The organism is Euzebyella marina (assembly GCF_014855515.1).
GTDB classification, from domain to species: domain Bacteria; phylum Bacteroidota; class Bacteroidia; order Flavobacteriales; family Flavobacteriaceae; genus Euzebyella; species Euzebyella marina.
This window is the reverse complement of sequence record NZ_JACYFK010000001.1, coordinates 1,583,930-1,598,078: the sequence shown is the minus strand read 5'-3', so window position 1 is coordinate 1,598,078 and position 14,149 is coordinate 1,583,930. Positions and strand designations below refer to the sequence as shown.

10 protein-coding genes are annotated in these 14,149 nt (G+C 40.7%); all 10 read right to left on the bottom strand.

The genetic code is table 11. The annotated features are described in order from the left end of the window. Positions 1-237 precede the first annotated feature (237 nt). The gene (locus tag IL356_RS06515) at positions 238-588 is read right to left on the bottom strand and encodes a DUF2200 domain-containing protein (protein WP_121850242.1); all 351 of its coding nucleotides are present in this window, start codon (positions 586-588) and stop codon (positions 238-240) included. Positions 589-655: 67 nt separating this feature from the next. Beyond that, complete coding sequence (locus IL356_RS06510; protein ID WP_121850243.1) at positions 656-2,257, bottom strand: beta-N-acetylhexosaminidase; 1,602 nt, start codon at positions 2,255-2,257, stop codon at positions 656-658. Between the two features lie 24 nt (positions 2,258-2,281). Next, positions 2,282-3,424, bottom strand: coding sequence for an N-acetylglucosamine-6-phosphate deacetylase (locus IL356_RS06505; RefSeq protein WP_121850244.1), 1,143 nt, complete (start codon positions 3,422-3,424; stop codon positions 2,282-2,284). A 1-nt stretch (position 3,425) separates the two neighbouring features. Beyond that, entirely contained in the window at positions 3,426-4,901 is a 1,476-nt protein-coding gene (locus tag IL356_RS06500) for a sodium:solute symporter family protein (protein WP_121850245.1), read from the bottom strand. Between the two features lie 43 nt (positions 4,902-4,944). After that, complete coding sequence (locus IL356_RS06495) at positions 4,945-6,504, bottom strand: family 20 glycosylhydrolase (RefSeq protein WP_205601261.1); 1,560 nt, start codon at positions 6,502-6,504, stop codon at positions 4,945-4,947. Between the two features lie 25 nt (positions 6,505-6,529). Continuing rightward, positions 6,530-7,291 carry a 6-phosphogluconolactonase gene (locus IL356_RS06490; protein WP_121850247.1) on the bottom strand — a complete coding sequence of 254 codons (762 nt, stop codon included), beginning with the start codon at positions 7,289-7,291 and terminating at the stop codon, positions 6,530-6,532. A gap of 82 nt (positions 7,292-7,373) precedes the next feature. Further along, positions 7,374-8,168 carry a LamG domain-containing protein gene (locus IL356_RS06485; RefSeq protein WP_121850248.1) on the bottom strand — a complete coding sequence of 265 codons (795 nt, stop codon included), beginning with the start codon at positions 8,166-8,168 and terminating at the stop codon, positions 7,374-7,376. Further along, on the bottom strand, positions 8,168-9,610 hold the full coding sequence (locus tag IL356_RS06480; protein ID WP_121850249.1) for a CBM96 family carbohydrate-binding protein: 1,443 nt from the start codon (positions 9,608-9,610) through the stop codon (positions 8,168-8,170). The genes IL356_RS06485 and IL356_RS06480 overlap by 1 nt, the downstream gene beginning before the upstream one ends. A gap of 33 nt (positions 9,611-9,643) precedes the next feature. Beyond that, positions 9,644-11,008: a RagB/SusD family nutrient uptake outer membrane protein gene (locus tag IL356_RS06475; protein WP_121850250.1), complete on the bottom strand. Its 1,365-nt coding sequence runs from the start codon at positions 11,006-11,008 to the stop codon at positions 9,644-9,646. A gap of 10 nt (positions 11,009-11,018) precedes the next feature. Continuing rightward, positions 11,019-14,114 (bottom strand): SusC/RagA family TonB-linked outer membrane protein, encoded by a 3,096-nt coding sequence (locus IL356_RS06470; protein ID WP_121850251.1) that lies wholly within the window; start codon positions 14,112-14,114, stop codon positions 11,019-11,021. Positions 14,115-14,149: the final 35 nt, after the last annotated feature.

Here is a 14,149-nt window from a genome sequence, read left to right as displayed (position 1 = left end):
ATTTAAGACCCTCTGTTTTTGTAGGCTAGAATTGGAAATTACCGAACCTAAAATCAGCAAAAGAAAAAAGAACTTATAGTTTGTATAGTCTTTAAAGAAATATGCGGTAGTTAACATTAGGGTCGCCCAAACGATGGAATTGATAAGTAGTGCTTTTCTCATATACTAGTTGGTAGGTGAGTTTCGCTTATTGTTACACGTATTGGGAAAATTTGATTTTTAGAATTGTAAAAATATTCAACTTCTAAGTATTTTCTCCATAGCCTTGCCCTTGGCCAATTCATCTACCAATTTGTCTAAATAACGTATTTTCTGCATGAGCGGGTCTTCGATTTCCTCGACCCTATAGCCACAGATGACCCCTTTGATTTTATCGACGTTGGGGTTCAATCGAGGAGCTTCCGCAAAAAAAGTTTCAAAATCGGTTCTATTTGACAATATCTCCTCCAGAGACTTTTGGTCATATCCCGTCAGCCAAAAAATTATTTCGTCTAGCTCTTCTTTGGTGCGTCCTTTTTTTTCGGCTTTTGTAATGTAATGGGGGTAAACACTTGCAAATTCCATTGTAAAAATCTTATGGTTTCTCATCAGCGTTAGGTTAGATAAGTTGACTACCAAAATACTATTTATTATTTATTGGTGAAGGTGGGTTTGGTTATTGATACTCAACACCCTGAACTTCCCAAATGTATTTTAGCCTTTTCAAGGCTTGTTGGAATTGCTCAAAGTTTTTATCGCTTAAGTTTGTCCAGCCAACTTCTGAATAGGCCGCCAAACGAGGAAAAATTTGTTTCTCCATGCTGGCAACGGTGGGTACCCACTCCGTCCACATCTGGGTACCGAAACCCACTATTTTTGAATGGTATTTCTCTTCCAAACCATCTGGAATGGGGTCGAATGCATACGACTTGGCCAAAGGCAACCTTTTGTACGTATAATCTAAATAGGTATCCCAATGATTTGAATTAACTACATCATACCCATCTTCTACTGCTTTCCCGATTAAATCCAATTCTCCCTTCCAAAAATGCACAATAGCCGAAGATGCTAATCTTTCGGAGGTTTCGGTGGCGGTATAACCGCGGTCTTCATGAATATCATGCCCCATTATTTCATTCCAACCCATCATTCTCTTACCAGCTTTATCAATATAATTCGACATTTCGTTAGTAAAACTTATTTGAAGGTCCATCGGAGAATTTAAATTGTTACTCTTCATATAATCAACGATTACATGGTTTTTCAACCAAGGTTCAAAATTTACCTCATCACCACCAATATGAATCACCTTACCGGGAAACAAAAGCATGACCTCATCTAAAACATCCTTCAGAAAACGGATCACTTTGGGGTCGGCAACATTAAATGATTCATCAAGTTTACCGAAGGTTTCGGAAACTTCTTTAGTGGTACCGAGAGTACCCAACCAATTATACGAAGCAACCGCCGCCGTAGCATGCCCCGGCATTTCAATTTCGGGAACGATGGTGATATGCCTCTCTTTTGCATATTCAATAACCTCTCTAATCTCATCTTGAGTGTAAAACCCTCCATGTGGTTCACCTGTTCTTTCATCACTTTTTCTGGCGGTCTGTGTATCTTTTCTTTGGGAACCTATTTTGGTTAACTGAGGGTATTTCTTAATCTCGATTCTCCATCCTTGATCATCTGTCAAATGCCAGTGAAAAGTGTTCATCTTTAAAAGTGCTAATTGATCTATCAACTTTTTTACAGTTGACATACCTTTAAAATGTCTTGATTCATCTAACATAAAGGCCCTCCAAGAAAATCGAGGCTTGTCAACAATCGTCAAAAAAGGAAGCTCTATCAAGGCTTTTTTATTCTCATACTCAAATTCTTTTGGCAACAGTTGACGAAAGGTTTGTATACCATAAAAAATGCCTCGCGGTTGAGCAGCAGTAAATTTTATTCCATCGTCTGAAATGCTTAATTCATAACCTTCCTCTCCCAACTTTTGAGATTTAGTTGAATCAAGCTCTAGAATGATTCCTTTACCCTTTCTTTTGAGTTTCGGACTTTCATTAAAACCTGATTTTAATATTTCCTTGAGATATACCACTTCATTTTCTAAATCTTCAGAAGCTACAATTGATGTTTTACCGCTCAATTTATAACTGCCCTTTTCGACTTTAATAAAATTAGGTTTGGGAATAATTGATACCTCCTGCCCCAGACTCCTGCCCCAAAAAGTTGAGCAAATTACGAGCATTGCGAAAAGTAGCCTTTTGCATTTCATAAATTTCTATTTTATTGGATGATTTTATTGCGTGAATACGAGCTGGCCAGATTTAATAGTGCTTTTGACCTTTAGCCCTCCGCCTGAAATTTTTTCAAATATGACCAAGTCCGTATTTTCTCCTAATTCTGATGAGATTGGTTGGTCATAGAGTAATTGTTTGGGGCTACAACTGGCCATTTCAATGGCATTGACGAGCGTAGTTATACCCGATTTAAACATATGGTTTACACACCACAAAAGCGATTGTGCGGAACCTGCCAATAGCTCCGGCGTATTTTTCATGAATAACCTACCTGATTCATTTAGTTCAACATCACCGCCTATATGGGAATTATATATTCCTGGGGATAAACCAGCGAATTTTGTACAGTCACTGACCAAAATACTTTTCAAGGGTTTAACCCTTGAAAAGACCTTTAAAACCGAGTCGGGCAAATGAAAACCATCAGCAATAATAGATATCCACAAATCGTCTGAGGCCAACTGCTCCCAAATATAATTCGGGTGTCGCGGAAGGTTCAAATGGGCCGCATTGCCCAAGTGGGTAGACATGCGTGCTCCGGCCGTAGTAGCTTCAGCTATATGTTCAGCTTGCGCAGCCGTATGACCCATCGACACCACTACCCCAGATTGACTGCATTTTTTAATGAATGCTGCAGAACCCGGCAGCTCAGGTGCCAGAGTGATTATTTTAATGAGACCTGAAGCCCGTTCTTGCCACTTTTTAAAGAGTTGCCAGTCAGGGTTCTTCAAATGTTCTTTCGGGTGCGCACCCCTTGGACCATCTTCTTTTGAAAGAAACGGCCCTTCAAGATGAATACCTGCTATTGATTGTTGAACCAATGGATTACTTTCACAGGTTTTTCGAATACAATCTATGGCATTTTCTATGTTGATATCAGCATTAGTAATCAAGGTTGGCATAAAAGAAGTAACACCTTCTTTCCATAACTCATGAATCACCTTGACCACTTGGGCCTCCGTTAAATCGTCACTATTAAAATCAACTCCCTTAAAACCGTTCACTTGCAGGTCTATCAGACCAGGACTGATGATTAAATCACTCTGTGTCGGTTTTCCCATGGACACTTGCGTGACCGACCCATCTTTTAAATGAATTTTATAAGAATCTCCAGTTTTATAGTGCGAAGCCTCGATGACCATGTTAGTTCTTCTCTTTTGATAAATTCATATGTAGCTCCCTTACCTCATCAGGCACCTTCTTATCATTAAAAAGACCGTAGATGACAAAAAGGAAAAAGGAAACCAATGTGGGGCCACCTATCTCCAAGGCAAACGAGTCGATCGGAAAAATTTTGAGCCCTATAAAAGTCAATAGCCCGCCTACAATAGAAATAAGGGCCGCCCGCCCATTACTTTTCGCAAAGGCAGGCACCAACCCTAAAATCATCGGAATGGATATGGGACCTAATAAAGCAGCGAACCAGCTCACAATTAAGCCAAAGACCCCACCAAAATGACTTGCATTCAAGGCCGTTATAATCGTGCAAACCGTAAAGCAAAATGTGGTTACTCGTGCCAAACGCAGTCTTTTGGCATCGTCATATTCTTTTATTTTTGGATTAAGCACTGGTAAAATATCCCTGCTAATCACTGCGGAAACAGTATTCGAATCCGAAGCTGTCATTGAAAGGGTATTGGCAAAAAGGGAGGCCAATACCAGCCCTACCAGACCCGTTGGCAAAAACTCTTTTACCAGCATACCATATGACAATGTCGGGTCGGCCAGATTTTCAAAAAACAAGGGAGAAGCGAACATTGGGTAAAACAAAACCAACGGCCATATAAAATATAAGGTTGAAGATAAAATAGCGGCCTTTTTAGCCACTTCGCCCGATCCTGATGATATAAATCGAGTTGCCAAATTCCATGTGCCACCACTATAACTAAAAAAATTGATTATCAATATCACGATTACAAAACCAATGGTATAAGGCTCGTTGAAAAGCTGAGAATGGTCGGAAGGCAGTCTATCCCAAAGGGTGAATATGCCCGACAGGCCATCGTCTAACTTCATTAGAATCATTACAAACATGGTCATTCCAGCCAATAGCTGTACCAAAAATTGACCAAAATCATTCCACACATCGGCCCACAGACCACCAATGGTTATGTATATCAAAGAAATGACCCCCACTAAAATGATTCCGAACGTAATAGATGCCCCGCTAAAAACATTCAATAAAACAGCGATGGCAGCCAATTTACCACCTGTATCAAAAACCTTTATCAATGCGCCCGTCCATGCAATCAACTGTTGGGTCTTTAAATTATATCGCTTCAATAAATATTCGGTCGGGGATTGTATACCGGTATAAATTCTCAATCGTGACCACCTTGGCGCAATAAAGAAGGCGGCCAATAAGGTGGCCAAAGCAACGGTAAACGCCCACCATACATAAAGACTGAAGCCGTGGGTGTAGGCAATACCGGCATAGGCGACAAACACGGCGCCACTATAACCCGAAACATGATGAGAAATACCCGAAAGCCACCATGGTAGCTTACCTCCCGCGGTATAAAAGTCAGCCGAACTCTTTACACGAAAATACGCCCATAGACCTATACCGAGAAGCATAACAAAATAACATGAAAGAACAATCCAATCGAGTAATTGCATGGGCTATAGTAGAGGTTTGTTTAAGTTACTTTTGATTCAAATTCTATTTTACCTTGGCCAAACGGTCGTGCAGCACCTTTACTTGCTGCACCCTAAGTTCGTTTTGTTCTCTCAACTCTTCATCGTAGAGAAATCCGGTATTCAAGTCGATAAATCGTTTATTCAATTTTTCTGCTTCCTTCAATATTTCATCCAATTCACTGATCAACGAAGGAGTTTCATCCAAAGAAAAATCTTCGGAATTATATGCTGCTTCGACCTTTTTAAACCTTAGGTAGTGCATTCTTAAATCAACCATCAGTTTATAGTGCTCGAATTCAGAAATATTCTTTTTAGGATTGATTTTGACAATGGCATTTCTAATTTTATCAAAATCGGTGTAGATATCAGCGATACTAGTATCTGAAACCGGTCGACCATTTTTTATAAGTTCGGGTTTGGCCGAGAAAAATTGCCAAAGGTTTTCAGAATCGTTTTTTGATAGCCCAAAGCGGTCTTTTGCATACTGCAGCACAAAAGATTTGGCATTCATAGGCTCTTCTTGTTCCAAAGCTTGGGCATAACTCGCAATTAATATTCTAAAACCGGACATAGGGTAGGTATTTCTGATCTGAACCATATCCATCACATCATAATCAACATCCCAAGTAAAGCCATAAACCCCTGAGGTAGACCATGAAGTCATTACCATACCTTTGTAACCGGCCTGTCTGGCATAGGGTATAAACTCCTTTTGATTTTTAAAATGTGTCGGCCAATTGGTTATATACCAATTATCGGGGTGCGATCTAATGGCAGGTGAACCCCAGAAAGTAAAGCCTTTTTCTTGAAGACCGGGAACATCACCGAAATGGTTGATCTTCCAACCGTAGTTCCAGTCAACAAAAATGGTTTCTTGAGGTAATTCAGAGGCCGCCTCCGGATGTTTAAGAATGATATCTGCCCACATTACAGGTTTTTTACCCAAACCGATGACAATTTCAGATATCATTTTCATATGATCAACGAACAGTTTAGACTTGCCCGACTCTTCTACCTTTTTTTGACATTTAGGACAATGGCCCAAAAGGTAGGTTTCATCACCACCTATATGTATATAATCTGAATTGTGGGTTTTGGCCAAATCGGCAAACAGGTCGGTAAACAGGGCCTTACTGGCTTCCGATTCCATTGGGCAGAGCTGGCTGATATCTTTTCTATCTTCTTTAAGCTCACTATACCTCGAGTTTCTTAAAATGTATTCGACATGCCCCAAACTTTGCTGTAGCGGAACGACCTTGATACCCAAGCCCTCACAATAGGCTATAAAATCTTCAACCTCTTCACGGGAATAAGAGTATTTGTTCGATATGGTCGGATGTTTTTCGAAGGGATAGGTTCCTTCCCACTCCATGACCAACGTATTCATTCCGAAATCTGAAAGTTGTTTAGCAAAGTCTTTAAGTGCTTCAGGGGTCATTACCTGAATGCGTAAATCGATATGAAAACCTTTCACCGGGAAATCGTTATCAGCTTTCGAGGTATCTTGAGCCCGCAATAAAGCGGGCATTTCAAGAAACAAAACAAGGATTAGGATTGTACCTAGAAGTTTTTTTGTAATCATGGCTGTGGTTGGATTTTCTATTCGTTTAAACAGATACTTTCTTTACCTTTTTATAGGCCTCTTTATCAAAGTAAAAAGCACAATCTGGGTGTTGGGTCAAAATGGAAGCAGGGCAAGCCTCTGATACAGGTCCTGTTAAGGTATTTTTGACCGCTTCACTTTTGGTGGGCCCCAAAACAACACAAAAGAGTTTCTCGCTCTTTACAAGTGTAGGAATGGTTAAAGTCAAAGCCTTTTTAGGAACCCGCCCCAATGTTTCAAAACATTTGTCATTTACCTGCTGAATTCTACATTCTTCATCAAGAGTAACGACCTTTAGAGTTTCCGGGTCATTGAAATCTGCCACTGGAGGGTCGTTAAATGCAATATGCCCATTCTCCCCTATGCCCAAGCAAACTATATCAATAGCCGCTGTATTGATCAATTTTGAATATTTGGCTTTTTCCTTTTCAATATTTCCTTGAGTATTAATAAGGTGATACGCCTTTAGGGGTACCTTCAGAAACAAATTGCGTTTCAGGTATTCAGCAAAATGTTGTTCGGCGCCTTCCGGCAGACCGAGGTACTCATCCATATGAAATGCCTCTATCTTATGCCACGCTATTAATTTTGAACTTGACAGATAATCGAGCATTGCCGTTTGCGATGGGGCCGCCGCAAAAATGATTCTTATGGTCTGCCTTTCATCTTGAATACTGACTAAATAATCTTCAACTGCCTTACCTGCGGCCTTACCTGCCAACTCACCAGTGGCAAATACATTAATGTCGTTTTGGTTGTTTATCATTTACTTGATATTTCGGTTGGCCTTTACTTGCCAAAGTCATGACTTGGCCTATTGTCAAGTCAATTCTCTGTATTTCTTAAATTTATAAAATTTCGACTCGATCGATTATTATCTCTACATCTTTGTTCTCTACTGGAGGTTTTCCTTTAAAAAGCCATAGATTGATCTTTAACCTTTCTTCTGTATCAACAGGAATATCATCTCCTTCATAGACCCAGGTATAACCCTTCGAAGACAAATCAGAAACATGGCCTTCAAAGCTTCCGAAGGTTATTTGCTGCGGTTTCCAATCAAAGAAGTGAGTCGCTTTTTCATTTTCCATTTTCAAATCAAAACGATGTTTATTGGTCGGAATCGATGATGGCTGAATGGCAAATTGGGCATTCTCATTGTCCGCCACAGACCACTTTGAAAATTCAATATCTATTTCTTCAACGTCACTATTGTATACAAAGAAGCCTGCAACCGCATTGGCATCCAACAAATCAAATCTACTTGAAGAATACAGCACATATTTATTGTACCCGAACGATTTGTGCATGGCAACCCCTGCACAATAGCCGATACCATCTTTATAAACAATCTTCAAATGCAACCTGCCTTGCCCGTCGACCCATACATTCTCTTCCGAGTCGGAGAAAACATTCGGCCCGGGACCTTCTTTATCGACACCTGAGCTACGAACGAGCCAATCATACCCTGAGAAAGAAATTACCCTGTTTTTTGGAACGACATCTTCAACATTTTCGTCAGAGTGCTGACTACAGCCCGTGAAGGCTATAGACAGAACAAGAACTAGAACAACGATACGTCTTGTTTGCAACACCATTACAGCTTTATGAATAATTTCAGGAGAAAAGAATTGCTGATTTTTCATTATTCAATAGTGGCTATCACCTCAAACGGATCGATCTCAGACCCCACTCTATCTTTAGCGGATAGAAGTAACCTGTCTTCAGTACCATTACCATTGTTTATGTATAGCACATTCATTAAATCAATATCTTGTTGGGTAAACTTGTCGCCTACCTGCAAGGTCTGGGCTCCGGTTATCAACCACCCATTGGCAGGAACCTCTTCAATAGTGTAAATAATATCGCTAGGGGAAGCACCTTCTATTTTCAATACTTGTTCATTCCAAACATATGTTTCACCTTTCTGTACGCTAAACCCATTGTTTACGGCCAAAGTCAAAAAACTGTTGCCTGAGCCGAGCGTAGCAATCAACATGGGAGGATTAAAATCTGTATTTTCTTTTGACCCAAATTCATCGGTTTCATTACTTCCGGCTTCGCCATCGAGCATTAAAGATATTTTTTGTTGCGCGCCTATTTCGTTGACGTACTCCATAATATTAAAATCGAACACATCAACTTTGGTAGTGGTCAAGGTTGAAATCGGCGGAGTGTTAGGTGCCGTAGCATTATCCCAAGTCAAGCCCATTTCCGTCCATAGTGTATCTTGAACGGCATACAAATCCATGGCAACACCCTTGGCGTGGGTAAACTTTACCGCCAGTTCCAATCGAATATCGGTAATGACACCTTCCTTATCAAAATCATTCAAATCGAACATCAAATAGGCTTTTCTATCATAATCTCCCCCATCAACATTTTTGACCTTTAGAAGAACATCCGTTCCAAAATTGGCTCCCGATTGGGTTCCGCCATTTATATAGGTATCGAACAAAGGAAATATGGTGTCTGTTTGTACTGTAGGATCCGGTACATTCAAATCATTTTGAGGAGCCGAAAAATAAACTATCGAACCGACCACGTGTAGCGCATCGTCAAGGGTCTCTAGATTAGAACTGGTTATCGACCATTGCTTACCTGTACCTTGATTGATCAAACCTATAAAATTGGTATCGTGCGATAGATACATTACTTGACCATTTTCGGTGGTATATGGCAAAGGTTTATTGTTCTCGAAAAGCTCGGGATCCGTAAAAACAACCTTTTCATTCACCACATGATATTTCAACACGTTTCTTAGTATGGGAAGTGGAACATCATCTATTGAACCATACCCGTTAGCAGTTAGATAATCTTGAAAGGCCATGTTAGTGGGCGCAATATAAGTTCGAACTGAATTATCGTTAAAAAGGCTTTGTAGTTCGGCCCTTACTATAGCGCTTTCAAACATTGAAAGCGAATCGCTGGTTTTAATATAATCCCAAGCGGAAATACCCAATTGAGCTTCTATACCTGCTTCTTGGTATTCGAAATTCTCTTGCACTTCACAACCATAATTGAATCCTACAAGTGCAGCTATGGCCAGTAGGAGAATTTTTCCGTGCGTTATAACTAGTTTTTTCATATTTCTTTTTTCTAAAGTGAGAAGCTTTAAATTTTAATAGAACCCATTCTGTTCAAGGTTCGGATTTCGATTGAGGGCGTCTTCGTGCAATGGCCATACCAAGTTCGCTTCATCTGACAGACCGTTTATAGGGCCCATAACCTCGATAGCCTTTTGAGTTCTAACCAAATCGAACCACCTATGTCCCTCAAAAGACAATTCTATAGATCGTTCGTGCAGAATCGCCGATTCTACATCGCTATAGGTAGAAATGGCTTCAGCTTCATCTATTTCAACCAATCCCGCCCTTGACCTAATGGTATTGAGAAGATCTAATGCCTGAGCCGTTTGACCCAATTTATTATGCGCCTCAGCCTTTAACAGCATAATATCTGCCAGACGTAACATTACAATATTCTGTGAAGAAGGATCCGCACTTTCATCATCAAAGCCTTGGCCAAAAAACTTCCATATTTTTCTCGGCTCTTCTTCTGTCACATCATAAATAAGGTCTTGCCTCAAATCGCCCTCTTCAAAGGAGGCCCTAAACCCTTCACTAGGAAAATAATGACTATCTGAACCGATAGCATAAAGTATTCTCAAATTATTGGTCTGGGTATCATCATAACCAATTTCAAAAATACTCTCGTTAGAAAAACCGGTCGTAAATATCTTTGACCAATCGTTAATGCTTACTAGAGAATATAGACTGTTACCCAATACCGATTGAGCCGAGGCTATCGCTGCCTCATAGTTTTTCTGCCACATGTAAACCTGAGTCAGCAGACCGTTGGCGCCACCCCGTGTTATTAATAGGCGATCTCTCTCACCGCCGAAACTCTCTCTGCAATTCTGTGCTGCAAACTTCAGGTCGGCCACAATTTGTTCCAACACTTCTTCTTTTGCGGTCTTACCAATAAACAACTCTTGGTCTATACTTTCATATGGCTCAAGAACCAAAGGCACGTCACCCCATATACGTACGGCATAAAAATAGGACAAGGCCCTGAGAGCACGAGCCTGGCCCACCAACTGGAGTCCAAATTCATTACCTTCTTCAAATACTTCAGGTACATACTTGATTGCATAATTTGCCCTGCTAATGGTCTCATAAAGACTATTCCATCTTGCAGAATTCATTGTTTTATTGAGCGTGTTCTGTTGTAAAAGAAGAGGATCGCCTGAATGATTGGTGTTTACCGCATCGGCCCTGCCTTCGCCCCAAAAAGAAAAGTTTAAACTAAAAGTCGACTGAACGGCATCATAAATACCATACACACCAGCCTGCGCATCACTAGAGGTTTTATAAAAACCTTGAGCCGAAAAACCACTCTGCGGTTCTTTATCCAAAATATCTTTTGAACAAGAAAACACCAAGGCAATCGAAAGAACCGTAATTATATTTTTTATTTTCTTCATTGTTCAGATTTTAGAATTGAAAATTAAGACCGGTCATAATAGTTCTACTTTGAGGGTATGACCCCTCGTCAACGCCAGACCTAAGACCGCTATAAGAATTCACGTCGGGGTCAAACCCGGTATACTTCGTCCAAGTAATCAAATTGGAGGCCGTAACGAACACATCTAGATTGCTTAGGCCAAAAGGTTCTATCAACCTATTGGGAAAACGGTACCTTAAGTTTACATTTTTAAGCTTCAAGTATGAACCGTCTTCGACCCACCTACTTTGTATTCGACTGTCGGATTGCATAGGATCGTCTCTGACCGGTTTGGGAAAATCGGTTACATCGCCTTGCTGCCTCCATCTATTCAGAGCATCGGTAGAAAGGTTGTTATATCTTACCACCGAGTTTCTTTGATGGTTGATTTCGCTATATATATCATTACCATAAGAAAATTGAAAAAAGACATTCAGACTAAAGTTCTTATAGCTAAAGTTGTTGGCAATTCCGCCAAAAAAATCAGGCTGGGCGTCTCCGATAACCTGTCGGTCATCTTCATCGATAATATTATCGCCGTTCAAATCGTTCCAAATAGGGTCTCCCCCTTTGAAAACACTACCCAAAGCCCCATTGGTTATACCATTCACATTATCTTCATCGCTAGCATATACCCCTTCGAATTTCCATCCGTAGAAAGTACCGATGGGCAGACCTTCTTGCAAAATATGGTATTGACCGTTTTGAATATATCCGTTTGTCAATAGTTCATCGGGCAAATCGGTAACCTTGTTTCTGTTCAAACTAATGTTCAAGTTCGTATCCCACTTAAAATCACCCACTAAGTTTTTAGTGACCAGCAAAAACTCCAATCCTTTATTCTCGATGCTTCCAATATTTTGGGTTATATAAGAAAAACCAGTAGTTCTTGGAATAGGCACATTATACAAAAGGTCATCGGTCTCCTTTAGATATGCATCGGCATTAAAGACAATTCGATTGTTCAAAAAAGCCAAATCTATACCTGCGTTAAATTGGGTAGTCGTCTCCCAAGTTAAGCCGGAGTTGGGCATTACAGAAGGGGAAGCACCGGAGTAACCTAAATAATTGGTGCCTACCAAAAATTCACCTTGAGAGGTATAGTTACCAATGGCTTCGTTGCCTGTTTGCCCAGCACTGAACCTTAATTTACCATCGGCCAAAACGTTTTGGCCCTGCAAGAACTTTTCATCTGAGAAACGCCAACCAATCGATGCCGAAGGAAAATATCCGAAGCGTTTATCTTCTCCAAAACGAGATGAACCATCAGCTCTCAAATTAAGTTCTAGAAGATACTTGCCCATGTAGTCATACGACAACCGACCAAAATAAGACAGCAGCGAATGCTCAGTGGTGATATTTACATCTTGGTTTGAAATGGTTCCGGCCGCATTCAGGGTTCTAATATTATCGCTTGGGAAGAACATACCATCAAGGCCCGTTCTTTCATATTTCCACTCTTGAAAACTCATACCCAATAAAGCACCTAAGTTGTGCTTCTCATTAAGGGTTTTATCAAAGCTCAGGTAGGTCTCATTTCCCCAGGTCAAATTATTGATGGCACGTACGGCCCCAGAGTTATACCCCTCTCGATAGTCTAATGTAGAAGGTAAAAACTCATCTTCCTTCATCGATAGATAATCAAGATTGAGATTACTTCTCAATTTTAGACCTTCAAGAAATTGATATTCGGCGTATTGGTTACCGATAATTCGATTGCTTTTGTTCAAGTGGGTGGCCTGTTCGGCCAGGCCTACAGGATTTCTTTTTCCGAATTGATAGCCATTGAGCGAACCATCAGGCAGATACATCGCATAAGATGGTGGTCTGATCAGTAATTCTCGCACAACGCTCAAGTTACCGCTACCGCCCGCATTTATTCTACTATTGGTACCGTTTGTATAGGATAGACTTTGACCTACGGTCAATTTATCGGACACATTAAAATCGATATTGACCCTCGAGGTGACCCTTTTATAATTAGAGTTGAGAATTATTCCGTCTTGGTTTAAGAAAGAAGAGCTCCAAGAATATTTGGCATTTTCAGACCCGCCTTGAACGGCTAGATCGACCTTGTATTGAGGTGCGACCCTAAGAAGTTCTTCTTGCCAATCTACATCACCATTGTTTTTCGGATTAAGCGAATCGATGACCGTCCAGTTAGGTTCAACGGGATTGTCCATATTCCTATAAGAATCGATGATTACCTGCCTGTATTGTGAAGCGTTAAGAACACTTAACTTTCTGGTAATCTGACTCACACCGGAGGTGAAATTGACATTGAGCACACCTTTACCCTCTTTACCTCTTTTGGTGGTAATCATTACGACCCCATTTGCTGCTCGCGATCCGTAAATGGCAGTTGATGCGGCATCTTTGAGTATTTCAATCGATTCAATATCGTTCGGATTGATATCGGCCAAGGGATTCAATCCGAAATTTTCCGTTCCATTGAGAGATGACAACGAGCTAGATTCAATCGGAACACCATCGACCACGTACAATGGCGAGTTACCTGAATTCAATGAAGAGTTACCCCGCACACGAATGGTCATGCCGCCGCCAGGGGCACCCGAATTCGAAATCACCTGAACGCCCGCTGCCCTACCTTGTAAAATAGAAACCGGATCTTGTAGATTGGTCTGTTCGATATCTTCACCACCGACAGACACTACAGAGCCCGTAAGATTTCGCTTTTTCTTCTTACCGTAGGCCACTACGACAAATTCATCTAATTGGTTGGCCGCCAAACCCAGCAACAGGTCTATTTTTGTTTGGGAACCCACTACCACCTCAGTGGTTTCATATCCCAAAAAGGAAAATACCAGCACAGCATCACTTGACCCCACCTCTATCGAATAATTACCGTCAAAATCAGAGGCCACGCCGTTGGCCGTACCTTTTTCGAGAATGTTTACACCTAATAGCGGCTCTCCAGTTTCAGCATCGGTAATTTGACCCGTGACGGTTTCAACCTGAGCCTGTAGAATTATACAGAAGAAAACTGCCACTAATAAAAAGCCTTTGGAAACTAACGTTCTTAGAATTCGAATAGCTGGTTTTTCAGTTTTTTTAAATCTATTCATATACTATTATTTACGGGGATAAATTTGGTTTGTTA